17 protein-coding genes are annotated in these 24,848 nt (G+C 58.9%); 8 read left to right on the top strand and 9 right to left on the bottom strand.

Translation table 11 applies throughout. The features are described from left to right. Positions 1–76 precede the first annotated feature (76 nt). Positions 77–220: a hypothetical protein gene (locus tag AC27HQ_RS10780; RefSeq protein ID WP_487156167.1), complete on the bottom strand. Its 144-nt coding sequence runs from the start codon at positions 218–220 to the stop codon at positions 77–79. A gap of 214 nt (positions 221–434) precedes the next feature. Further along, positions 435–2,246, bottom strand: coding sequence for a translational GTPase TypA (gene typA / locus AC27HQ_RS10775; protein WP_487156166.1), 1,812 nt, complete (start codon positions 2,244–2,246; stop codon positions 435–437). A 456-nt stretch (positions 2,247–2,702) separates the two neighbouring features. Between typA and glnA the strand changes: the two genes are divergently transcribed. From glnA to trmL, 5 genes are all read left to right on the top strand, one after another. Further along, positions 2,703–4,106 carry a glutamate--ammonia ligase gene (glnA, locus tag AC27HQ_RS10770; RefSeq protein ID WP_487156165.1) on the top strand — a complete coding sequence of 468 codons (1,404 nt, stop codon included), beginning with the start codon at positions 2,703–2,705 and terminating at the stop codon, positions 4,104–4,106. 129 nt (positions 4,107–4,235) lie between these two features. Then, a complete protein-coding gene (locus AC27HQ_RS10765) occupies positions 4,236–4,826 on the top strand; it encodes a DUF4124 domain-containing protein (RefSeq protein ID WP_487156164.1) in 591 nt (196 codons plus the stop codon). Between the two features lie 342 nt (positions 4,827–5,168). After that, on the top strand, positions 5,169–6,248 hold the full coding sequence (gene glnL / locus AC27HQ_RS10760) for a nitrogen regulation protein NR(II) (RefSeq protein ID WP_487156163.1): 1,080 nt from the start codon (positions 5,169–5,171) through the stop codon (positions 6,246–6,248). A 4-nt stretch (positions 6,249–6,252) separates the two neighbouring features. Further along, positions 6,253–7,683 carry a nitrogen regulation protein NR(I) gene (gene ntrC, locus AC27HQ_RS10755; RefSeq protein ID WP_487156162.1) on the top strand — a complete coding sequence of 477 codons (1,431 nt, stop codon included), beginning with the start codon at positions 6,253–6,255 and terminating at the stop codon, positions 7,681–7,683. Between the two features lie 388 nt (positions 7,684–8,071). Beyond that, entirely contained in the window at positions 8,072–8,536 is a 465-nt protein-coding gene (trmL, locus tag AC27HQ_RS10750) for a tRNA (uridine(34)/cytosine(34)/5-carboxymethylaminomethyluridine(34)-2'-O)-methyltransferase TrmL (RefSeq protein ID WP_487156161.1), read from the top strand. Positions 8,537–8,725: 189 nt separating this feature from the next. Here the strand turns inward: trmL and AC27HQ_RS10745 are convergent, their stop codons facing one another. Beyond that, on the bottom strand, positions 8,726–9,703 hold the full coding sequence (locus AC27HQ_RS10745; protein WP_487156160.1) for an NADPH:quinone oxidoreductase family protein: 978 nt from the start codon (positions 9,701–9,703) through the stop codon (positions 8,726–8,728). A gap of 159 nt (positions 9,704–9,862) precedes the next feature. Here AC27HQ_RS10745 and AC27HQ_RS10740 point away from each other — a divergent pair, with 159 nt between their 5' ends. Next, positions 9,863–10,261 (top strand): flagellar basal body-associated FliL family protein, encoded by a 399-nt coding sequence (locus tag AC27HQ_RS10740; protein ID WP_487156159.1) that lies wholly within the window; start codon positions 9,863–9,865, stop codon positions 10,259–10,261. 7 nt (positions 10,262–10,268) lie between these two features. Here the strand turns inward: AC27HQ_RS10740 and gshA are convergent, their stop codons facing one another. From gshA to AC27HQ_RS10725, 3 genes are all read right to left on the bottom strand, one after another. Then, the gene (gene gshA / locus AC27HQ_RS10735; protein ID WP_487156158.1) at positions 10,269–11,852 is read right to left on the bottom strand and encodes a glutamate--cysteine ligase; all 1,584 of its coding nucleotides are present in this window, start codon (positions 11,850–11,852) and stop codon (positions 10,269–10,271) included. Between the two features lie 63 nt (positions 11,853–11,915). Beyond that, positions 11,916–12,275: a PaaI family thioesterase gene (locus tag AC27HQ_RS10730; protein ID WP_487156157.1), complete on the bottom strand. Its 360-nt coding sequence runs from the start codon at positions 12,273–12,275 to the stop codon at positions 11,916–11,918. 43 nt (positions 12,276–12,318) lie between these two features. Next, a complete protein-coding gene (locus AC27HQ_RS10725; RefSeq protein ID WP_487156224.1) occupies positions 12,319–14,643 on the bottom strand; it encodes a Tex family protein in 2,325 nt (774 codons plus the stop codon). A 189-nt stretch (positions 14,644–14,832) separates the two neighbouring features. Between AC27HQ_RS10725 and ompR the strand changes: the two genes are divergently transcribed. Next, positions 14,833–15,555, top strand: coding sequence for an osmolarity response regulator transcription factor OmpR (gene ompR / locus AC27HQ_RS10720; protein ID WP_487156156.1), 723 nt, complete (start codon positions 14,833–14,835; stop codon positions 15,553–15,555). After that, positions 15,552–16,853, top strand: a complete 1,302-nt coding sequence (locus AC27HQ_RS10715) for an ATP-binding protein (RefSeq protein ID WP_487156155.1) — start codon at positions 15,552–15,554, stop codon at positions 16,851–16,853. The genes ompR and AC27HQ_RS10715 overlap by 4 nt, the downstream gene beginning before the upstream one ends. Positions 16,854–16,859: 6 nt before the next feature. Here the strand turns inward: AC27HQ_RS10715 and AC27HQ_RS10710 are convergent, their stop codons facing one another. The 3 genes from AC27HQ_RS10710 to AC27HQ_RS10700 are packed head-to-tail and all read right to left on the bottom strand — an operon-like array spanning position 16,860 to position 24,847. Then, entirely contained in the window at positions 16,860–17,327 is a 468-nt protein-coding gene (locus AC27HQ_RS10710; protein ID WP_487156154.1) for a chemotaxis protein CheW, read from the bottom strand. 28 nt (positions 17,328–17,355) lie between these two features. After that, complete coding sequence (locus AC27HQ_RS10705; protein ID WP_487156153.1) at positions 17,356–18,339, bottom strand: chemotaxis protein CheB; 984 nt, start codon at positions 18,337–18,339, stop codon at positions 17,356–17,358. After that, entirely contained in the window at positions 18,332–24,847 is a 6,516-nt protein-coding gene (locus AC27HQ_RS10700; protein WP_487156152.1) for a hybrid sensor histidine kinase/response regulator, read from the bottom strand. Before AC27HQ_RS10700 ends, AC27HQ_RS10705 begins: the two co-directional genes overlap by 8 nt. Position 24,848: the final 1 nt, after the last annotated feature.

The raw sequence follows: 24,848 nt of genomic DNA, 5'->3' as shown, positions 1-24,848 counted from the left end.
CCGGCATAGGCCCGCAGGGCGATAAGGGCCCGGTCCCGATCCGGCTCAGCCCCAAGCCGGGCAAGCAGGTCTGCCGTCAGCGAGTCAGCAACTGGCGTGCACCATAGAATCCGGCGGAGGGTGCTTGCGAGAGACGCTGGAAACAGGCAGAAAGGGGTTCGCCGTCACCCAGTTCGTGGGCAGCACGGCGACACAGATAGGCAAAAGAGTCCCATGACATTCAGATCGTCCTTCCATGGATACAGGCAATTGGGTGCTGATACTAGGGAACAGGAAAGCCGCTGACAAGCACAGGACACTGGCATAAGCCGATACCACTCCCTGACTGCGATAGCCCGCCACAAAAAACCCCGCTGGTGCAAACCGGCGGGGCTTGATGTCAATCGAGATGCGACAATCCAACCTGCAGGCAGGCCAGATTGGGACAACCGGGCTTAGCCCTTGCTGGCGCGCTTGCGCTCGTTCTCGTTGAGTACTTTCTTGCGCAGGCGAATGGACTTGGGCGTCACTTCAACCAGTTCGTCGTCGTCGATGAACTCCAGCGCCTGCTCCAGGGTGAACTTGATCGGCGGTACCAGGGCAATGACTTCGTCCTTGCCGGAGGCGCGCATGTTATCAAGCTTCTTGCCCTTGGTCGGATTGATGACCAGATCGTTGTCGCGGGCGTGGATACCAGCCAGCTGGCCTTCATAGACCTCCTGGCCGGGCTCCAGGAACAGCTTGCCACGGCTCTGCAGGGTTTCCAGCGAGTAGGTCAGTGCCTTGCCGGTGGCCATGGAGACCAGAACGCCGTTCTGGCGCTGGCCCACTTCACCGAGCTTAATAGAACCATAGTGACTGAAGGTACTGGTCATGATGCCGGAGCCGGAGGTCATGGTCAGGAAGCTGTTACGGAAGCCGATCAGACCACGAGCCGGAATAGTGTACTCCAGACGAATACGACCCTTGCCATCCGGAACCATGTTGGTCAGATCACCCTTGCGCAGACCCATCTGCTCCATCAGGGCACCCTGGTGGGTTTCCTCGATGTCGATGATGACGTTCTCGTAGGGCTCCTGCTTCTCGCCGTTGACTTCCTTGATCACTACTTCAGGACGACCTACCGCCAGCTCGAAGCCTTCACGACGCATGGTTTCGATCAGTACCGACAGGTGCAATTCGCCGCGACCGGAGACCTTGAACTTGTCCGCCGAGTCGCCCTCATCAACGCGCAGAGCCACGTTGTGCAGCAACTCCTTTTCCAGGCGCTCCTTGATATTACGGCTGGTCACGAACTTGCCTTCCTTGCCGCAGAAAGGTGAGTCGTTGACCTGGAAGGTCATGGATACGGTGGGCTCATCAACTGACAACGGCGGCAGGGCCTCAACGTTGTTCATGTCACACAGGGTGTCGGAGATGTACAGCTCGTCCATACCGCTGACGCAGACGATATCGCCAGCCTGGGCTTCGTTGACTTCAATACGCTGCAAACCGGAGTGACCCATGATCTTCAGAATACGGCCCTGACGTTTCTTGCCGTCAGCACCAATGGCGATCACCGGAGTGTTGGTCTTGACCTTGCCACGGGCGATACGACCGATACCGATCACACCCAGGAAGCTGTTGTAGTCAAGCTGGGAGATCTGCATCTGGAAGGGACCTTCCGAATCCACGGCCGGTGCAGGCACATGGTCGACGATGGCCTGGAACAGGGCATCCATGTGGTCGTCCATGGCTTCGTGGTCCATACCGGCGATACCGTTCAGGGCGCTGGCATAAACAATCGGGAAGTCCAGCTGCTCTTCAGTGGCACCGAGGTTATCGAACAGATCGAAGATCTGGTCGACTACCCAATCAGGGCGGGCACCGGGACGGTCGATCTTGTTGATAACCACGATCGGACGCAGACCGGCCTTGAATGCCTTCTGGGTCACGAAGCGGGTTTGCGGCATCGGGCCATCCTGGGCATCGACCACCAGTAGAACCGAGTCAACCATGCTCATTACCCGCTCGACTTCACCACCAAAGTCGGCGTGACCGGGGGTATCCACGATGTTGATGTCGTAACCGTTCCACTTCAGCGCGGTGTTCTTGGCCAGAATGGTAATGCCCCGCTCTTTCTCCTGATCGTTGCTGTCCATCACCCGCTCACTTTCCAGTTCCTTGCGGTCCAGGGTGCCGGACAGGCGCAAGAGTTTGTCGACGAGGGTAGTCTTACCGTGGTCAACGTGGGCGATAATGGCGATATTGCGGAGATTTTCGATCACAATGGACATCCTGGATTGCCCGACAACGGCCGGACTAACTGAAAAAAGAGGATGGGATTATACAGAGATGATGATGACAGTGTATGTTTTTTGTACGCGCTCGAGGATTTTCCGCCTTTAAGCCTCTGTCTCCCTGCCTTTTTTCACGCCGTTGATGCAGGATGTCGCAAAGCAGCGCATTATAGTTGGCCCACATAGGTGTGGGGTCGATTAAGTAGCCATGCAGGCACTACTTTGGTGCGAATCAGTGCATTAATGCACCGATTTAGTGCTTCATTCAGATGCATCTGTCCCGGCCTTTCGCTGAAAGCCCTTTGTCGTGCGGCTTTGCGCAAATGCTCCGAAATGGCACAGCTTTTGCTCACTTATAAGGCAAGCGGACGCTCAAGCCTGTTCCGCTCGCATTTAGCAGCGTCGGACCCAATGTCCGGCAAACGATTCCTTCTGGAGGAAACCATGTCGAAAGCGATTCAATTGATCAAAGAGTTTGACGTGAAGTGGGTTGACCTGCGCTTCACCGATACCAAAGGTAAGCAGCAGCACGTGACCATGCCGGCCCGTGACGTCAATGATGACTTCTTTGAAGAAGGCAAGATGTTCGACGGTTCGTCGATCGCTGGCTGGAAAGGCATTGAAGCTTCCGACATGATCCTGATGCCCGACGATAGCACTGCGGTTCTCGACCCCTTCACCGAAGAACCCACCCTGATCATCGTTTGCGACATTATCGAACCCTCTACCATGCAGGGTTACGAGCGCGATCCGCGCGGCATCGCCAAGCGCGCTGAAGAATACCTGAAGTCGACCGGCATTGGTGACACCGTTTTCGTTGGTCCCGAGCCCGAGTTCTTCGTATTCGATGAAGTCAAATTCAAGTCCGATATTTCCGGCTCCATGTTCAAGATCATCTCTGAGCAGGCTTCCTGGAACACTGACGCCGACTTCGAAAGCGGCAACAAGGGTCACCGTCCAGCCGTCAAGGGCGGCTACTTCCCCGTTCCTCCGGTCGACCACGACCACGAAATCCGTACTGCCATGTGTAATGCCATGGAAGAAATGGGTCTGACCATCGAAGTTCACCACCATGAAGTGGCAACGGCCGGCCAGAACGAAATCGGTGTGCTGTTCAACACCCTGACCGCCAAGGCTGATGAAGTTCAGACCCTGAAGTACTGCGTACACAACGTGGCCGATGCCTATGGCAAAACCGCCACCTTCATGCCCAAGCCGCTGTATGGTGATAACGGCTCCGGCATGCACGTTCATATGTCCATCTCCAAGGATGGCAAGAACACCTTTGCTGGCGAAGGTTACTCCGGCCTGTCCGACACTGCCCTGTACTTTATTGGCGGTATCATCAAGCACGGCAAGGCTCTGAACGGCTTTACCAACCCGTCGACCAACTCCTACAAGCGTCTGGTCCCCGGCTTTGAAGCTCCGGTGATGCTGGCCTACTCGGCCCGCAACCGCTCCGCTTCGATCCGTATTCCTTACGTTTCCAGCCCGAAAGCCCGTCGCATCGAAGCACGCTTCCCTGATCCGGCTGCCAACCCCTACCTGGCCTTCGCAGCGCTGCTGATGGCCGGCCTGGATGGTATCCAGAACAAGATTCATCCTGGCGATGCAGCCGACAAGAACCTGTATGACCTGCCGCCGGAAGAGTCCAAGCAGATCCCACAGGTCTGTGGCAGCTTGAAGGAAGCCCTGGAATCACTGGATGCAGATCGCGAGTTCCTGACCAAGGGCGGCGTCTTCACCAATGAGTTCATCGATGCCTACATCGAGCTGAAAGCCGCTGAAGAAATCAAGGTGCGCACCTTTGTGCACCCGCTGGAATACGACCTGTACTACAGCGTCTGATTCTGGCGCTACGGCGCAGACAAAAAGGGTGTCCATTCGGACGCCCTTTTTTTTCGCCTGTCCGCCACATCTTGCCTTCATGGCCATTCGGTGCAAGTCTTGTTTACAGACTCACAGGAGTGACACAGCATGTCCAAGATCATCATGCCGATTCTTTTTGGCACCGCATTCGCTTTGCTATCGCACCTTGCAACGGCGCAGATTTACACCTGGAAAGATGCCGAAGGCAATACGATCTTTTCCGATCAACCACACCCGGATGCCCAGGCAATTGATCTGCCGGCAACCAACGTGGTTGAGCCCCCGCGACAACCGGCCTACCAAAGCAATGGGTATGGGCAACCAGAGAACGGCGATTCTAGCGAGCAGGCAAGCTACAGCAACCTGAGCATTGTCAGCCCGGCCAATGACGAGTCGATCCGCAGCAATGAAGGCCTGCTCAATCTGCAAGTGCAGATCGAACCCGCCATGGATGCCAGCCATTTGCTGCGCGCGGAGCTCGACGGTCAGCTAGTCGGCCCCGCCTTGCCGGCAAATGGCCAAACCAGCGCCACGCTGAGCATCAGCAATGTTGATCGTGGTACTCATAACCTCAGCGCCGTAGTCGTCAATGCCCGTGGCGAGATAGTGCAACGCAGCAGCAGTGTCACCGTGCACCTGCAACGCATATCGATCAATCAACCTAGCCGCCAAACCCCCGCACCCAAACCAGCCCCCTGACAGCCTCGCCTGATAAGCACCGGGCATTATCGATGACGCATGCACTAATATAGTGCACAATCTCGTGTGCATGCGTCCTATTTTGTGCAGCCGCCGCTACGGCAGCCAGAAACACCTGCCCCAATTGTGACCTTGATGGCGGTTACCAATAGCCGCTCGCTGATCGATTCCAGCGTTAGAAAGCCTTGACCAGACTGGCTCTAACGCTGATCTATCGGCGCACGACTGGGACCTGAAGGGCTGACCTGCTGGCTACCGCTGCAATAGCCTGACGGCTTATGGCAACAGCGCCCTGAATTGGTTCGCTTCTTGCATTTGTCTGCTCAAACCAGGGAAACCCTTATGCTGCCAGACCGTTTTCTTCGCCAGATTCTCGATAACCTGACCACAGCTGTGCTGTTGCTGGATAAACGGTTGCACCTGAGCTACATGAATCCAGCTGCAGAAATGTTGCTCGCCGTCAGCGGCCAACGCGTCTCTCACCAGCACATTGGCGAACTGTTCAACGACACCCAGGTAGCACTGGAATCATTGCAGCACGCGATTGATAACGGCCACCCCTTTACCAAACGCGAAGCACAGCTGAGCCTGAATAATGGTCACTTGCTGATGGTCGATTATTCAGTCACACCGATCATGGCCGGCGACATGCACTGGCTGTTGATGGAGCTGCACCCGCGTGACCGTTTGCTGCGCATCACCAAGGAAGAGGCTCAGCTGTCCAAGCAGGAAGTCACCAAGGTGCTCGTGCGTGGCCTGGCCCATGAGATCAAGAACCCCCTCGGCGGCATTCGTGGTGCGGCCCAGCTGCTTGCCCGTGAACTACCGGATGCCGGGCTGCGCGACTATACCGATGTGATCATTGAAGAGGCCGACCGCCTGCGCAACCTGGTCGACCGTATGCTCGGACCCTACCGGCCACCGAACCTGAAGCCTATCAATATTCATGAAATCACCGAACGGGTTTACAGCCTGATCGAAGCGGAGACCCAGGGCCAGTTACAGCTGATGCGCGATTACGATCCGAGCATCCCTGACATCATGGCCGACCGCGAACAGCTGATACAGGCGCTGCTGAACATCGTGCGCAACGCCATGCAAGCGCTGGCAGAACACGTCGGGCTCGAGCAGGGGAAAATCACCCTGCGCACGCGCTCACTCAGACAGTTCACTATCGGCCAGACGCGCCATCGTCTGGTCTGCCGGGTTCAAGTCATTGATAACGGACCAGGCATTCCCGAAGAAATTATTGAAAGTATCTTTTATCCCATGGTCAGTGGCCGTGCCGAAGGCACCGGACTGGGGCTCTCGATCACCCAGAACATCATCAGCCAGCATCAGGGCCTGATCGAATGTGAGAGCAAGCCTGGCCGCACCGTATTCACCCTGTTCCTGCCTCTGGAACCCGTACCGGGAGACTAATCCTATGAGCCGAGCTGAAAATGTCTGGATTGTTGATGACGACCGATCAATCCGTTGGGTACTGGAAAAAGCCCTGCAACAGGAAGGCATGGAGCCGGTCTGCTTCGACACCGCCGACAGTGCTCTGGCTCGCCTGCAGCGCCAGCATCCCGATGTACTGATCAGCGACATCCGCATGCCTGGCACCAGCGGGCTGGAACTGTTGGCCAAGATCCGTGAACAGCACCCGAAACTGCCGGTGATCATCATGACCGCGCATTCGGATCTGGATAGCGCGGTGGCCTCCTACCAGGGTGGTGCCTTCGAGTATCTGCCCAAGCCCTTTGACGTCGATGAGGCCGTCGCGCTGGTGCGCCGCGCGCTGGCGCACAGCCGCGAGCAGGAAGAGCAGGAGCCGGAATCGACCCAGGCCCGCACCCCGGAAATCATTGGTGAAGCGCCAGCCATGCAGGAGGTATTCCGCGCTATCGGTCGCCTCTCGCATTCCAATATCACAGTACTGATCAATGGTGAGTCGGGTACCGGCAAGGAGCTGGTGGCCCATGCCCTGCACCGCCACAGCCCGAGAGCACGCAATCCCTTTATTGCCCTGAACATGGCGGCGATCCCCAAGGATCTGATGGAGTCAGAACTGTTCGGCCATGAAAAAGGCGCTTTCACCGGTGCAGCGGTACAACGTCGTGGACGCTTCGAACAGGCCGATGGCGGTACGCTGTTTCTTGATGAAATCGGTGACATGCCGGCTGAAACCCAGACCCGCCTGCTGCGTGTGCTGGCCGATGGCGAGTTTTACCGCGTGGGTGGGCATACGCCGATCAAGGTCGATGTGCGCATCATCGCCGCTACCCACCAGAACCTAGAGGGTCTGGTCCAGGCCGGCAAGTTTCGCGAGGATCTGTTCCACCGCCTGAACGTGATCCGCATTCATATTCCCAAGCTCTCGGAGCGCCGCGAGGACATTCCGGCGCTGGCCCAGCACTTCCTTGCCCGCGCGGCCCAGGAACTGGCTGTCGAGCCCAAGGTGCTCAAGCAGCAAACCCAGGACTACCTGCGCAATCTACCCTGGCCGGGTAACGTACGACAGCTGGAGAACACCTGTCGCTGGATCACTGTGATGGCCTCCAGCCGCGAAGTACTGATTGAAGATCTGCCCCCGGAAATGCTCACCCAGCACCACGACAGTGCACCGGATGGCCACTGGGAGCACAGTTTGCGCATTTGGGCAGACCAGGAACTGACCCGCGGGGTCAGCAATCTGCTTGATGTAGCGGTACCTGCCTTTGAGCGCATCATGATCGAAACGGCCCTGAAGCACACCGCCGGAAGACGCCGCGATGCCGCGCAGTTACTGGGCTGGGGCCGAAATACACTGACCCGCAAGATCAAGGAGCTGGGCATGAATATCGACGGTAGCGACGAGGACGACAGCGAATAACCGCTGGCCTTTGGCTACTTGGCACGCTTGATGCTTTAGATAAATTGGGTGTATTTGGGGTGACTCCGGTTCAGGCAGGCTGGGGTCGCCTTTTTTTATGGTCGCGATAAAGCCGCTGGAAGCTGGAAGCTGGAAGCTGGAAGCTGGAAGCTGGAAGCTGGAAGCTGGAAGCTGGAAGCTGGAAGCTGGAAGCTGGAAGCTGGAAGCTGGAAAAGTCTTGGGCCTGAGTTCCAGAAGTCAAGCAGGTCTCGTTTTATCCGCATACCCCCCAACCCGCACGGAGCACATTCAGCTTCAAGCTTCCCGCTTCAAGCCTTCCTTCGTGACTTGCCGCTCCTCGCCTGAACACCTAGACTGCGCAACCACCGCACTCACTGGCGCGCCGCCCATGTTCCATATCGCCCTGCTCGAACCCGAAATCCCGCCCAATACCGGCAATATCATTCGCCTGTGCGCCAACACCGGCTGCCAGTTGCATTTGATCGAACCGCTGGGCTTTGAGCTGGATGACAAGCGGCTGCGCCGGGCTGGACTGGATTACCATGAGTTTGCTGCGGTCAAGACCTACGCCAATTTGGATGCCTGTCTGGCAGCCGTCAAACCGGCACGGGTATTTGCCCTGAGCACCAAGGGTCAGATGGGTTTCAGTGAGGTGCAATTCGGCGCAGGCGATCTGTTTCTGTTTGGTCCGGAGAGCCGTGGCCTACCAGCCAGTGTCCGTGACAGCCTGCCACCCGAGCAGGTGCTGCGCATACCCATGATGCCGGGCAGCCGCAGCCTGAACCTGTCGAACAGTGCCGCTGTCCTGATTTACGAAGCCTGGCGCCAGCAGGGTTTTACCGGCGCGCTTTAGGCGCGCCGGGCTGCAAGCTGCAAGCTGCAAGCTGCAAGCTGCAAGCTGCAAGCTGCAAGCTGCAAGCTGCAAGCTGCAAGCGTAATCAGTTTGGGGGTAGCGCTATGCCTGTCAACGGCTTTCTATCGGCAATAACTCAATACGTCCACCCTACTCAGACAGCTTGTCGCTTGAAGCTTGCCGCTGCCTTTAACGTACCTTGACGACCACCTTGCCGACTGCCTTGCGGGAGCTAAGAATCTCCAGCGCGGCTTCGTATTCGTTCAGGGCATAGGTTTGCGATACCAGCGGCTTGAGCTTGCCCTCGCTGAACCAGGCAAACAGCTGTTGGAAGTTCTCCAGGTTGACCTGTGGCTCGCGGGCAGCAAAGGCGCCCCAGAATACGCCAACAATGGATGAGCCCTTGAGCAGTGCCAGATTAGCCGGGAACTCCGGGATACGGCCGCTGGCAAAGCCGACCACCAGCAAACGTCCCTTCCAGTTGATCGAGCGCACAGCCTGATCAAACAGATCACCGCCGACCGGATCATAGATCACGTCAGCGCCCTGGCCGTTGGTCAACTCCTTGACTGCATCCTTGAGGCTGACTTCGCTGTAGTTGATCAGCTCGTCAGCGCCAGCAGCCTTGGCCACTTCCAGTTTTTCGGCGCTGGAGGCAGCGGCAATGACCCGTGCACCCATGGCTTTACCGATTTCAACAGCGGCCAGGCCCACACCACCTGAGGCGCCCAGAACCAGCAGGGTCTCCCCTGGCTTTAGCTCGCCGCGCTGCTTCAGAGCGTGCATCGAGGTACCGTAGGTCATGCTGAAGCCAGCCGCAGTGACAAAGTCCATATCAGCCGGCATGGGCAGCGCACGCATGGCGTCCACAGCGATCTTCTCGGCAAAGCTGCCGAAACCGGTCAGACACATAACCCGGTCACCGGGCTTCACATGCTTGACCTTGTCACCCACGCTGGCCACGACACCGGCCGCCTCGCCACCCGGAGAAAAGGGGAAAGGCGGCTTGACCTGGTATTTGCCTTCAATGATCAGGGTATCCGGGAAGTTCACACCAGCGGCGTGGATATCAACAATGATGTCATTCGGCTTGGCTACCGGGTCGGCGGTTTCTTCCAGAACCAGGCTGCTGGCGGGGCCATAGGCTTTGCACAATACGGCTTTCATGATGTCTCCATTATCAGGGATTTGTCACAGTCTAGTCGTAAGCGGGGGAGCCGGGTCAATCACAATGCTGTTGATTGATCAAACACCATAAGGCCTGACGGCGTTTGGCGATGCAGGCGGAGTCGGCTATTCTGTCTGCAACCTAAAGGAGTCCCCAGGATGCTAAGCCGATTTGCCCTGTTTGCCCTGCTTGTAAGCCTGTCTTCATCTCTGCTGGCGGAGACGCCGGCACCCGCTGCCGGAACCCAGTACATCGAGTTGACGCCATCCTTCGTTGGTACCATTGGCCCGGGGCCACGCATCCAGTACCTGAAAGCCGATGTGGCGTTGCGCGTCAACGATCCCGCTGCCGTAGCGCGCATCCAGTACCATGACCCGTTGATACGCAACGCACTGGTTACGCTGTTCGGCAAGCAGACAGCTGATGATCTGGCCAGCCTGGAGAGCAAGGAAAAACTGCGCGCCGATGCCCTGGCTGCGGTGCGCAGTGTATTGGAAGAAGAAGAAGGTGCCCCGTTGGTGGATGATCTGTTGTTTACCAACCTGATCACCCAGTAAGCCGGGCTCAGCCGTCTACACCCTGCTCCAGAAAGCGTCTGACAAAGTCTGCAAAGGGCACGTCGTCGGCCGCTTCCTGATCCGCCTGGGCAGCCAGAGAAGTCGCTGCCTGAGATTCGAAAAGCGCTGTCTGTTCAGCACTCAAAGGCCGCTCCAGAAAATACCGCCGATGTGCCTCGGATTGACTCAGGGCGAAGCGGAAGAAGCTGTTGCCCTGCGCCGCAATAGCTTCGAGCACCCGCGCTGAAGGCGTTAGCGCGGCATCCTCAAGCTTGTTGCGCTGCACTATCAGGCTCTCTGAATAGGCCTGGGTCTGATGCGTGCTGTCCAGCAAGCCTGCGCAGGCGGCAATGCTCTCAAGCAGACTCAGGCCCCAGTCTTTCAAGCTCCGCGACTGCCCCTCATCATGCAATTGCAAACCTGGCTCACGACCCCGCTTGACCGCCAGGGCAAAGTTGGCCGAGGTTTCGTTGCAACCGTCCTCGGTCAATGCCGGGCTCTGGTCCAGCGCACAGAACAACAGGAAACTGTCGAGGAAGCGTGCGGTCGACGGCTCGATACCCAGAGGCACGAAGGGGTCGATATCCATGCAGCGGACTTCTATGTATTCCACGCCGCGAGACGCCAGCGCATGCACCGGCTTTTCGCCGCTCAGGGTCACGCGCTTGGGCCGGATCGGGCTGTAAAACTCGTTCTCGATCTGCAACAGGTTGGTATTCAGCTGCTGCCACTCACCCCGGACATCATGGGTGCCCATCTGCGCATAACGCTCATAGGGCAGACTGATGGCCTCGAGCATGCTGTCAATGTAGCTGTCGAGGTTGTTGTAGCAGACGTTCAGGCCGGATTGGGCATTGTTGTTATACCCCAGGTCGCTCATCCTCAGGCTGGTGGCATAGGGCAGGTAAAGGCTTTTCTCACCCAGTGGCAGCAGCTTGTGGTCGCGGCCCTGCAGAAAGCTCGCACAGACTGCTGGCGAGGCCCCGAAGAGATACATCAACAGCCAGGCATAGCGTCGGAAGTTGCGGATAAGCCGCATATAGCGATCGGATTGGTAATCCTGCGCCGAGCGCGTGTCGCCTTCCTGCTCCTGCAGGATGCGCCAGAGCTGTGGCGGCAGCGAAAAGTTGTAGTGGATGCCGGCGATGCATTGCATGGCCTTGCCATAACGGATCGCCAGACCACGCCGGTAGACATGCTTGAGCATGCCGACATTCGAGGTGCCATACCAGGCAATCGGGATGTCCGCGTCTACCTCGGGCAACCGACAGGGCATGGATTCGGTCCACAGCAGCTCATCACCCAGTTCGGCATAAACAAAGCGGTGGGTCGTGTCGAGGTGTTCGAACAAGCTCTCGAGACTGGTACTGACCGGCGTGATCAGCTCCAGCAGGGCCTCGGAGTAATCGGTAGTAATGCTCGGATGGGTCAAGGCCGAGCCGAGGGACAGCGGGTGCGCTGTGGTCGCCAGCTCTCCACTCGGGGTGGTGCGCAGACTTTCCTTCTCGATGCCGTGCTGGCAACCGCGCAGGCGTTCGCGCTGGGCCGGTTCAGCCAGCAGTATCAGGGTATCGCTTAACGTTGGTGACAATGCTGCCACTCCTCAGAAAGTCAGTTGCGCTGGCGCACAGCTTGCGTCAGCGGCTGCGGTTGTTCAGATCCGGGCAAAAGTGCCGAGCGCCTTGGCTACCAGGGCACCGTCCTGCCAGATTTCACCATCCACCACCACGGTGCGGGTACCGGCATGCACCACCTTGCCAACACAACTCAACTCGCCACCGGTGACGGCGCGCGTGTAGTTGATCTTGCATTCCACTGTAGCCGTGCTTTCGTGGGGGTCCAGTACGCTGAAGGCAGCGGCGCCCATGGCCGAGTCAAGCAGGGAAAAAATCACTCCGCCATGCACCCGGGCGGTGGAGTTGAAATGCGCTTCGGTAATGACCAGCGACAGGGTACAGGTGCCCTTGTCGATGGACTGAAACTCCAGCCCCAGCAATTTGGTAAAAGCGCTCATGCGATTCCTCGCGAACTCGTCAAGATTAGGGTGCAGACTCATGTCAGGACTTCTTCAGACTCTTGGCATTGGCGAACAGGTTGGCAAAGGTAGCACTCGGCTCAGGCGTTTTGCCAGCAGCTGCGGTATTGCGACCCCCTTCACGACTCCGCTCGGGACGGCCGCGTTCGGATGGCTGGGACTTGCCGGCACCGGGCTCATCGTCCATGCGCATGCTCAGACTGATGCGCTGCCGGGGGATATCCACCTCCATGACCTTGACCCGCACAATATCACCGGCCTTGACCACCTCGCGGGGATCCTTGACGAACTGGTGCGAGAGCATGGAAATATGCACCAGACCATCCTGGTGCACACCGATATCGACAAAGGCACCGAAGTTGGCCACGTTGCTGACGACCCCTTCAAGCTGCATGCCCGGCTTCAGATCCTTCAGGCTCTCAACCCCCTCCTGAAAGGCGGCGGCCTTGAATTCAGGACGCGGGTCGCGACCGGGCTTGTCCAGTTCCTTGAGAATATCGGTGATGGTTGGCACACCAAAGTGTTCATCGGTGAAGGCCTTGGGGTCGACCTTGCGCAGGAAGGCCGAATCACCGATCAGACTGCGAATATCACGGCCGGTCTGGCTGGCAATACGCTCAACCAGCACATAGGCTTCCGGATGCACGGCGGAGGCATCCAGCGGATTGTCGCCATCCATCACCCTTAGAAAACCGGCAGCCTGTTCAAAGGTCTTGTCACCCAGGCGGCTGACCTTGAGCAGCTCCTTGCGGCTGCGAAAGGCGCCGTGCTGGTCACGATAGTCCACAATGTTCTGGGCAATACTCGGATTCAAACCGGACACCCGAGTCAGCAACGGCATTGAAGCAGTATTCAGGTCCACGCCAACGGCATTCACGCAATCCTCGACCACCGCGTCCAGACTACGGGCCAGTTTCACCTGTGATACGTCATGCTGGTACTGGCCAACACCGATCGACTTGGGCTCGATCTTCACCAGTTCAGCCAGCGGGTCCTGCAGACGGCGGCCAATGGAAACCGCGCCACGGAAGGTCACATCCAGATCGGGAAACTCCTTGGCCGCCAGTTCCGAGGCAGAATAAATAGAGGCGCCCGCTTCGGAGACCATGATCTTTTGCAGGCCGGGGATCTTGCACAGTGTCATCAGATCAGCCGCCAGCTTGTCGGTCTCCCGCGAGGCCGTACCATTGCCGATGGCAATCAGGCTGACCTTGTGTTTCTGGCACAGCGCCGCCAGCACGGTCAGGGATTCCTGCCACTGGTTGCGCGGGGCGTGCGGAAAGATGGTGGTGTAGTCCACCAGCTTGCCGGTGGCGTCCACCACCACCACCTTGACCCCGGTGCGCAGACCCGGGTCCAGCGCCAGCGTAACCCGTGGGCCGGCCGGGGCCGATAGCAGCAGATCCTTGAGGTTGTTGGCGAACACCCGAATGGCCTCGTCTTCGGCGGCTTCACGCAAGTCACCGAGCAGTTCGGTTTCCAGATGCCCGAGCAGCTTGACCCGCCAGGTCCAGCGCACCACTTCGGCCAGCCACTTGTCGGCGGCGCGACCCTGGTCGCGAATACCCACGGTCTGACCGATAATCCCTTCACAGGGGTGCATGGCAGTGGATGGCGTATCAGCCTCACCCAATTCCAGGGCAATACTCAGGATGCCTTCGTTACGGCCACGCAGAATCGCCAGCGCACGGTGCGAGGGCACCTTGCTGAGTGCTTCGGCATAGTCAAAGTAATCGCGGAATTTGGCACCCTCCTCTTCCTTGCCCGGCACCAGCCTGGAGACCACCCGACCATCCTGGCGCAGCGCCTGGCGCAGACTGTCAATCAGGCTGGCCTGCTCGCTGAAACGTTCCATGAGAATGTATTTGGCGCCATCCAGGGCGGCTTTGACGTCAGCTACACCCTTGTCGCTATCAATAAAGGCCTGTGCCTCATTTTCCGGATTCAGTTCGGGATTGGCATACAGGGCTTCGGCCAACGGCCCCAGTCCCGCCTCCAGCGCAATCTGGCCCTTGGTCCGGCGCTTGGGTTTGTACGGCAGATAGAGGTCTTCAAGCCGGGTCTTGGTATCCGCCTGTCGGATATCACGCTCAAGCTCGGCGGTCAGTTTGCCCTGCTCGGTGATACTGGCAAGAATGCTCAGTCGACGCTCTTCCATCTCGCGCAGGTAGCGCAGACGCTCCTCCAGGTAGCGCAGCTGTGTGTCGTCCAGACTGCCGGTGACCTCCTTGCGGTAACGGGCAATGAAGGGCACGCTGGCACCCTCATCAAGAAGCCTGACGGTGGCATCGACCTGTTCCGGTTTGACCGCAAGTTCATTGGCGATGCGCGAGACAATGGAATCCATACTGACAATATCCGCTTCAACTGACTGGTCGGGCAGTATAACCGACTGATCACGCCGTGGGGTGCGCATCAGGGGATGGCCATTTGCGCCAAAAACTTGTACAAAAGAAACCTCTTGTAACAATGCCTGAGCAACAAAACAGGTGGCTTCAGCCACAATGCTTACAACTTAATCAAGGTGAGTACGGGTATGACTAGCGAAGGCGAGAAAATCCTGATTGTTGATGACGATGTGCGTTTGCGTCGTTTGCTCGAACGCTTTCTTACCGAGCAGGGTTATCGTGTTCGCGCGGTGGAAAACACCGAGCAGATGGACCGGCTGTTGGCTCGCGAGCTGTATGCCTTGATCGTGCTCGATCTGATGCTGCCCGGCGAAGACGGCCTGACCGCCTGCAAGCGCTTGCGCGATCAGGAAAACACCACGCCGATCATCATGCTGACAGCCAAGGGTGACGAGACCAGCCGTATTCTCGGTCTCGAACAGGGTGCCGACGATTACCTGCCCAAGCCCTTCAATCCGCGTGAACTGGTCGCCCGGATCAAGGCCGTGCTGCGCCGTCAGGCACCCCAAGTGCCCGGCGCGCCGGGCGGTGAAGACGAAGAAGTCACCTTCGGCGAGTTTCTTCTCAGCCTGGCTACCCGTGAGTTGCGACGTGGCGATGAAGTTCACATGCTCACCACCGGTGAATTTGCCGTACTCAAGGCCCTCGTTCAACATCCGCGTGAACCCCTGACCCGTGACAAGCTGATGCAGCTGGCCCGCGGTCGTGAGTGGGACGCCCTGGAACGTTCGATCGACGTGCAGATTTCGCGCTTGCGCCGCATGCTCGAGCCCGATCCATCCAAGCCACGCTATATCCAGACTGTCTGGGGTGTGGGTTACGTTTTTGTACCGGACGGTAAAAATTCGTGAAGGGTGGTCCGGGATGGCACCCTCTGCTGCCGCGTAGCTTTTTTGCCCGGACCATCCTGCTGGTACTCCTGGTCACACTGTTTTCCAAGCTTCTGACCATGCTCTATCTGATGAGCAATGAAGACCTGCTGGTGGACCGTCAGTACAGTCACGGTACGGCTATGCTGATCAGCGCCTACTGGGCCAGTGACGAGCAAACCCGGGACGACATTGAGAAGATGACCGGCATGCAGCTGATCCCCCATGATCAGGTGCCACGCGGGGAAGTCCACTGGCCCTACACCGGCATTTTTACCAAACAGATGCGCCATGAACTCGGTGATCAGACCGATGTGCGTGTGCGTATTCAGGGTGAACCGGCCATCTGGGTGCATCAACCCAGCCACCAGGGCCATTGGCTGAAGGTACCACTCTATGCGCATCCGCTAAGGGGCGCACGGGTCTGGATGGTGGTGCTCTGGCTGGGGCTGATTGGTGTGTTGTCGACCGCCGCCGCCTGGATTTTTGTGCGCCAGTTGAACCAACCCTTGAAGAAGCTTGAACAGGCTGCCCAGCGTATTGGTCGCGGCCAGAGTGTGCACCTGCTTGACACCAGCTGCCCCAAGGAAATTGCCGAAGTCTATCGCGCCTTCAATCAGATGGCCGATGATGTGGAGCAGGCAAATCGTGACAGATCGCTGCTGCTGGCAGGCGTTTCACACGATTTGCGTACGCCACTGACACGTATGCGCCTGTCCACCGAGCTGCTGTCCAGCGCCGAGCCGGACCTGACCGAAGGCATGATTCGCGATATCGAGGACATGGATGCGATTCTTGACCAGTTCATGGCCTTCATGCGCGATGGCAGTACCGAGTCCGCTGATCCCGAAGACATCAACGACATCATTCGCGAGGTCATCGCGCCGCTGAATACCGGAGAAGAGAACGTCAGACTGTGTCTGGAGCCGGTGCCGCGCATTCCGCTGCGACGCCTGTCAATGAAGCGGGTGATGGCCAACCTGATAGAAAACGCCCTGACCCATGGCCGCGATGGCATCGAGGTCTGTACCTATGTGACCCGCTCAGCCGCCAAGCCCTATCTGGTCGTTGCCGTGCTTGACCGCGGACCGGGTATTGATCCAACTGAGTGCGAGGCACTCTTTACTCCTTTCACCCGCGGTGACCGCGCCCGGACGACCAAGGGCACGGGACTGGGCCTGGCCATCGTCAAGCGAATTGCCGAGGCACATGGTGCTACGGTACAACTGCTGAATCGCACGGGTGGCGGTACCGAAGCGCGCCTGAGCTTTCCGATCTGAACAAACTCAGGGGCGCAGCAATCCGGCTTTATCCAGTTCGTCCTCAATGGCGGCCAGGTCCGGAATAACCAGCACCTCGGGTTCTTCGGCCAGCTGTACGGCCTGCTGGATATACTCGCCGTGCAGCTCCAGCGCATTGATCTCACCGCGAACCACCTTGCGTGACCGCGGAATACTGAAGATGCGCAGACCGACAAAATTCACGCCGGCACGCTCGCCCACTGCGTTAAGGATCAAGGTCCGCGGTGGCCGTTCGCTGCTTGCCGGCGTCTGGCCCATCAGAATATAGGGGTCGACCAGGGGCACAACCTGCTCACGCCACTGGGTCCAACCGAGAAACCAGGCCGGGGCGTTGTCGGCAACCCGCGTCAACCTGAAACCGACCAATTCGGCTACCGCGACGTTTGGCAATAACAAGCCCTGCTCGCTCAGCGGAACAACCAGACCGTTCAAACTTTCCAGTGCATCGGACATGCCTAACTTCCTCTTGATTCAATGGGCACTACAGCGCCAGCGGCCATTCCTGCGCCAACCAGTCGCGCAATGCATCGGCGAGCAACTGCGGTGAGCCCTGCAGACTGCTGTAACCGGCATCGGCTACAGCCATGGGCATGACCTCACAGGTTGCACTGCCTGCGTCCTGGGTCCAGACCGGTATGCCCTGATTGCGCAAACGGCCACAGGCAGCCACGCCGTCTTCGCCCATACCGCTGAAAATGATCGCCCCGCAGGCCGGAGCAAAGGCCCTGGCAACCTCGTCGAGCATGGTTTCGATGGACGGCTGGTAGGGTCCTGGCCAGCCGTCCTCGTGTAATTCCACGCAACCCTGTGGACTGAAACCCAGTCGTCGCTTGATCGGTGCAATCAGGACTTCGCCAGCCTGCAACGGCGCGCCCTGAACGCAGTTGATCACACGCCAGGCATTGTGCCGCCCGATGATGGTCGGCAGCCGTGTTTCAAAACCGGCATCGATATGCTGGGCATACACGAAGGCCACGGGTAACTCGGCGGGCAGGCGGTCAAGAAAGGCTTTGACCGCATCCGGGCCACCCAATGATGCCGCCAGCAACCAGACGCTGGGCGCCTGATGCGGCTGTTCTCCGGCAGTGGCAGGCGCATCCTGGCCTCCCGCGAGCCGCGGAATGCGTCCGCCCGGCACCTCTCCGAGCAGAGGGATCAACTTGCCATACAGACGTCGTTCCCAGCGCGGATAATCCTCGCTGTCCAGATCGGGCACCTCTCCGGCACCGAGCAAGACCGGCACATCACTGTGTTCGAGCAGCCAATCGGACAGCGCTGACTCATCCGGCAGTTCCAGCAACCAGAGATCAGCCGAGATATTCGCCAGGGCCTCACAGTCCAGGCCACTCGGCTCTCCGGCAAAACTTACCTGATAGCCAAACTCACTAAGCACCCGCTGTAACAGCGCGCGTTTTTCGGCGTTGACCGCCAACAGGGCGACGGCCGGCGCAGCCTGATCAGTCACGAACCTTGACCAGGTTACCAATCGCTTCCAGCAACTGGCTTTCCTGATAGGGCTTACCGAGGTAGTCATTAACCCCGATGCTCCTGGCTCGGTCACGGTGTTTCTCACCGGTACGCGAGGTAATCATGATGATTGGCAGGTCCTTGAGGCGCTGATCATGGCGAACCAATGTAGCGACTTCAAACCCGTCCATGCGCGGCATTTCAATATCCAGCAGCATGATGTCGGGATGAATATCCTGCAGGCGGGCGATAGCCTCAACCCCGTCCTTGGCGGTGATGACTTCCATGCCATGACGTTCCAGCAAGCGCGTTGTCACCTTGCGTACGGTGATCGAGTCATCCACCACCATGACCAGGGTGGAGCGCTCATCGGCCAGCTCGATCGCGGCCTGGGCACGCTCAGCAGCCAGTCGCTGCTGCGACTGCAACGCCTGCTGCGCACGAATCACTGCCAGCAGGTCAAGAATCACCACCACACGGCCATCACCGAGGATGGTCGCACCGGAAATACCCGGCACTACCGCAAACTGTTTGCCCAGACCCTTTACCACGATTTCCCGCGAACCAGCCAGAGAGTCAACCTGAACGGCAACCGTATGATCGGCACCGCGCACCAGAATCACCGGCAGGGGCAGGCTGTGACCACTCAGACGCGGCTGTTGGCCGGTCACCAGCAGGTCGCCGAGGTAGCGCAGATCATAACGCTTGCCGGCATATTCGAAGGGCGGCGCATCCGGCGAATAGTAGGCTTCCAGCTCATAGCCGGAAACCCGCACGATACCCTCGATGGTGTTCAACGGAATGGCGTACAGATCATCCCCGGAATACACCATCAGCGCCCGGTTGACCGATACGGTGAAGGGCAGACGAATACTGAAGGTACTGCCCTCACCGGGCCGCGTATCCAGGCTCATGCTGCCGCCGAGCTGTTTGACCTCGGCATTGACCACGTCCATGCCGACGCCGCGGCCGGAAATCTGTGTGACCTTGTCCGCCGTGGAGAAACCGGCCTCCAGGATAAACTGCAGGACTTCCTGATCGGTCAGGTCGGCATCCGCATCCATCAAGCCACGCTCGATGGCCTTGCGGCGCACGGCGTCCAGGTTGATACCGGCGCCATCGTCGGACAGGGTCAGAACGATTTCACCGCCCTCACGGTGCAGATCCAGGCGAATCTTGCCTTCCACGGCCTTGCCACGGGTGCTGCGCAGATCCGGCATTTCGATACCGTGGTCAACGGCATTACGCAGCATGTGCTCCAGCGGACCAATCATCCGCTCCAGTACGCTGCGATCCATTTCACCTTCGGCACTGCCGATATCCAGCGCGACCTGCTTGCCCAGCTCCCCGGCAACCTGGCGCACAACGCGGCGCATGCGCGGCAACAAGCGGTCAAAGGGCACCATGCGGGTGCGCATCAGACCTTCCTGCAACTCGGTATTGACCCGCGCCTGCTGCAGCAACAGGGTTTCCGCGTCGCGGCTCTTGGCGGCGATGGTTTCCTTCAAGTCCATCAAGTCAGACGCGGACTCGAACAGTGAGCGCGACAACTGCTGCAACTGCGAGTACTGGTCCATTTCCAGCGGGTCGAAGTCCTCGTAACCCTGCTGTGCGATTTCATCCTGGTGACGCGACAGAATCTGCGCCTGGGTCTCCATATCAAGACGGCGCAGCTGATCGCGCACACGTTCGATGGTGCTGTCCATATCGTTCAGGGTTGCACCCAGATCGCTGACCTGCTGCTCAACCCGGCCGCGGAAAATCGAGGTTTCACCCGCCAGGTTGACCAGCTCTTCGAGCAATTTGGCCGGCACCTTGACGGTCTCCTGCCCGCTGACGCGCTGATTGGCGGCTTCTTCAGCGGTTTCACCGCTCTGCATGGCCTGCTGCAGTATCTGCTTGACCTGCGCCAGGGTCTGGCGCGAGGCGTCCACCACCGGAGTCGCGGCAACGGTAGCGGCGGGCTGGACCTGCGGCATGTTCCAGTTGGCCGGGGCATCACTGACCCCTTGACCAAGCTGCTCGATACCCGCCATCAGTGCCTGCAACTGGGCGCCCAGCATCTGCGGATCACGGCCGGTCTGCAAGCCCGCTTCAAGATCACGCGCACTGTTGGCCAGCGCTGCCTGGCCAGCCATTCTGGCACTGCCCTTGAGCGTCTGGATACGGTGCAGCAGATTCGCTGCCGAGGTACTGTCTTCCGCCGACTGCAGCAACAGATCGGGACAGGGTGACAGCAGCTCACGGGCTTCTTCAAGGAACATGCCCAACAGCGGATCATCACTCGGCGCAGCGCTCTGCACGGCTTGCTCTGCTGTATTCGCCTGCTCAACCTCAGACACTGGGGCAAGCTCGTTGTGAGCGGCTTGCAGGCTACCCGGTAGTTGCGGCGACAAGTGCGGATTGGCCCGATAGCCCTTGATGCTGCTGATCAGTCCACTGCCATCGCTGATCGGTCGACCGGCAATCACACCCTCGACCATCTCGGCGAGGCTGTCATGACAGGCATGCAGCAATTCGCTCAGACCCTCGCTGGGCTCATAACGCTGGGCACAGAGGCCCTCATACAAGAATTCAAGTTCATGCGCCAGATCGCCCACCGGCGGAATCTCGGCCATCCGCGCGCCACCCTTGAGGGTGTGCAGGTCACGCTGCAGGGATTCTACCGCCAGGGTATTGCCGGTATCGCTCAGCCACTTCTGCAGACTGGCAGAGGCGCTATCAATGATTTCCTGTGCTTCCTCGAGGAATATCTCGACCAACTCGGCATCGGTACCGGCATCACCGGGATTCCAGGTACCACCCGCCAGCGCTGCCGGTACACTCGCAGCCAATACGGGGCTTGCCGTCGGAGCACTTGGCGCGCTGATGACCGGATGCGGCAACAGCGCCTGGAGTGCAGCCAACTCGTTGGCTGCCGAGGCAATATGCTGATGGGCAGCCACCTGGTCCATCATGCCAATCAGGCGTTCATGGCCAACGGACAGCGCGTCAATAACCGACTGATCGGCGTCGATACTGGTGTTGCTGACGGCTTCATAGACATCTTCGAGGGCCTGGCACAAGCCTTCAATCGGCTGCAGATCCACCTCGGCAGCCACTTCACCCAGGGCACGCAGACTTTGCCGCATGTCACGCAGGTCGATGACCGACAAATCACCCGGCTCGCAACTGTCGAGCAGATCGGCGGCATCCATCAACAGATCAATGCCTTCGGTCAGGAAAATCGACAGCAAACCCACATTCCCGACGCTGCCTTCGTCCAGGTCGCTGCGGCTGCTGTGCCGCGCAGCCAGCCCGGCTTCGCGCAGGGCTTCGACCCGCGCAAGGAAACTCTCAGTGCCGGGCAGTTCAAGCTCTGGCGCGTGCTCAAGCTGCACGATACCGGCTTCAATCATCTCGACTGCTTCACTGAGCAAATCAACCAGGGGTTGCTCGGCCGGAACCAGATTGGCCTTGAAGTCCTTGGCCAATCGTTCAAGCGGCGTTGCCACCACGGCGATCGGCTGAATGCCAGCCATATGTGCACTGCCCTTGAGCGTATGCAGGGCACGCTGCAAGGCATCACTGATCGGACGTGGCAAGGCCTGTTGGCACTGGCTGATAAAGGCGTTGATCTGCTCGATATGTGACTGGGTTTCGTTGCGGAAAATATCCAGCAGAATCGGGTCAAGCCCGGTTTCGGCGACTATCTCGGTACTGACATCGGCTGCAAATGGCTGCTCTTCCGACTGTTCAGCAATCGCCTCGAATTCGGAATCGAGGGTCTCTGCAACCGGCTCCTGGTCCTCGACCTCAACCACTGGCAGCTCGCCCAGGGTATCCCATTCAGTCGCGGCATCCGTTTCATCCGCGTCCGCCTGCCCGTCCTCTGGCAGCGCCCAGTCCGGCTCGTCCGTCGGCAAGTCCGATAGCGAAACCGCTTCAATCTCTTCGCCTGTGATCGGCTCTTCGAGCAGGTCTTCATTATGTTCTGCGGATGGACTCTCTGACTCGGCAAGCGCTGTCAGATCCTCAATGCTCTCGCCCTGGGACAAGGCATCGGCGAGGCGCGACAGGCGCTCGACCTCGGGCAACATATGCTGTTGACCCTGGGAGAAGTCCTCAACCAGTTGCGGCATCAAGCCCCGTACAGCATTCATCACCTCGAAGATGCTCGGCGTCAGCTCAATGCTGCGATCGATTACCCGGTTCAGCATGTTCTCGACCGACCAGGCCAGCTCTGCCAGCACACTGGCCTTGACCATCCGACCACTGCCCTTGAGGGTATGGAAGGCACGGCGCACTTCGGCTCGGGACTTGTGATCCTCGGAATCAGCCTGCCACAACGGCGTGTATTCGGTCAGGGTGTCGAGCACCTCGCCTGCTTCTTCAACAAAGATTTCAATCAGCTCTTCATCAAGCTCGTCTTCGTCTTCCTCGACCTCAGCAGAGGACACTTGCGGGGCAACCGGCGCAGGTGTGTCGGCTTCGGCTTCCTGGCCTGACTCAAGCGTAGCGGAGTCGAACGCCAGCGTGTCGCTGTCCGCCTCATCGCTTTGCGCAGGCGTCTGCTCATCCGCGTCAAGCAGCAGCTCTTCCTCCACCTCGATGACCGGCGGTACTAACGCCTCATCCGAGATGTCATCAGTTGTTTCGTCCAGCTCGTGGGCAAGATCAGGACTATCGAATTCCAGTAGCTCGGGTGCCTCATCCTCGACAGGCTGGTCGGGCAGATCTGACAATAGCTCCAGTTCAACATCCGGCAGGGTATCGACCAGTTCGTCTTCAACCGGCTGGACACTGTCCGTCCTGGCCGGCTGGCCGTTCAATCCATAGCCCAGTGTGGCCAGGCGATCTTCTGCAACAGTGAGAATATTGTCACTGCGTTCAGCATCGTCTTCAGCCAGTCGCTCAAGGTAATAGTCGACGCTGGTAATCACGTCCGCCAGGGCGTCCAGTTCTACCCAGCCTGGCACCTTGCGCGGTTCAAGCAGTTCCTGATCGATATAACGGCGACAGGCACCGATGGTGGTAGCGGCACGTTCCAGTGGCAACATGGCCAGACCACCACGCACACTGTTCAGCAGGTCACTGACCGGCTCGAGCTGGCTGTGATCCCATTGGCTGGCGATAAAGGCATTGATGGCTTCGCGGGTCTGCTCCAGCGCATTACGCGCTTCCTGAACTACCTGCTGGTGCACCAGGGTCATATCCTGGGCGGCAGCCAGGCGCTGCATATCCGAGGCTGCCGCACTGTTGTCGCTGCGCTCGATACCCAGGATCCCTTGCAGGCTGGCTTCCACGTATAACAGCGCACCGGCGATATCCATCAGGCCGGCATCATTCACTGCCGAGCGACCGCCCACCATCTGTTCGACCAGATCAACCTGCTCGAGCAGAACCCGACGCTGCTGCCCCAAGCCGAGCATGGCCAGGGTATCGGCAATCTGTTTGATCGCCGGTGCCAGCGAAGCAAGACCATCCAGTTGCTGGCGATCACTGCGGACAAACAGATCGAGCTGATCCTTGACCTGCAACAGCTCTTCACCCAGCGCATCAACCACTGATTTCATGGCACTGCGATCCGGGCCGACCAGGCGCGAGCCGGTGGCCTGGTTGGCAATATCGTCCTCGGTCAGCAGGGCCTTGAGTTGATAGCGCTGCTTGAGCGCATCCAGACGCACGCTACCGCCCGGGCTTTTCGCCACATAGAACAGCAGATTGCGCAGCAACTCGGGTGCTGGCGGGTTGTCCAGCGCCGCTGCGCCCTGCTCCAGCAGGCTGCGCACTTCGCGATCACCCTGACGCAGCAGCTGTCGAATAGCCGCACCATTATCGATGGTACCGTGTTCAATCCCCTCGACCACGCCGGCAAACGCCGCCCACAGGTCGGCATAGGCCGAACCCTGACACAGTGATTGCAGACGACCGTAGCCTTTGCCTAATTGGCGTGCGTTGACTTCCACATCCTGCGAGCGAATGATCGCGGCCTGGGACACCTGCATGGCCTGGCGTAGTTTGCGCAACTGCCAGATGGTGTGTTCGTCATTGAAGTTGGTCAGCCGCTCCGACTCATCAATCGGATTACCGGTGTCGACGTCGGGGCTGAACAAGGCGTTTTCCGAGAGCAGTTTTTCCCCTCGGGCCGTGCGCATGTCATTCAGCAATGGCAGCAGAACCAGCGGCAGATCGCGCCGTCCGCTCTGGACCCGATCAAGGTAGGTAGGCAATTGCAGGATGCCCTGCATGAGCACATCCAGCGCCTCGCTCTCGCGACTGACAGCACCGTGCATCAACGCCTGTGCCAGCTTTTCCATTTCTTCAGCGAGCAGGGCTGCGCCGTAGAACTCGACCATCTGCAGTGTGCCGTGAACCTGATGAATATAGGTCAGACAAAAACGCAGCCGGGTCGAGTCGCCAGGATTCTCAACAAAGGCTTCAAGGGCCTGACGCGCCTGATTCAGCGTCTCGGAAATTTCGCCTTTGACCCAGTCGAGGGCGACATAATCATGCCGATCACCCATA

The organism is Halopseudomonas sp. 4NH20-0008, assembly GCF_057548395.1.
This window is presented reverse-complemented; position numbering and strand designations above follow the sequence as displayed.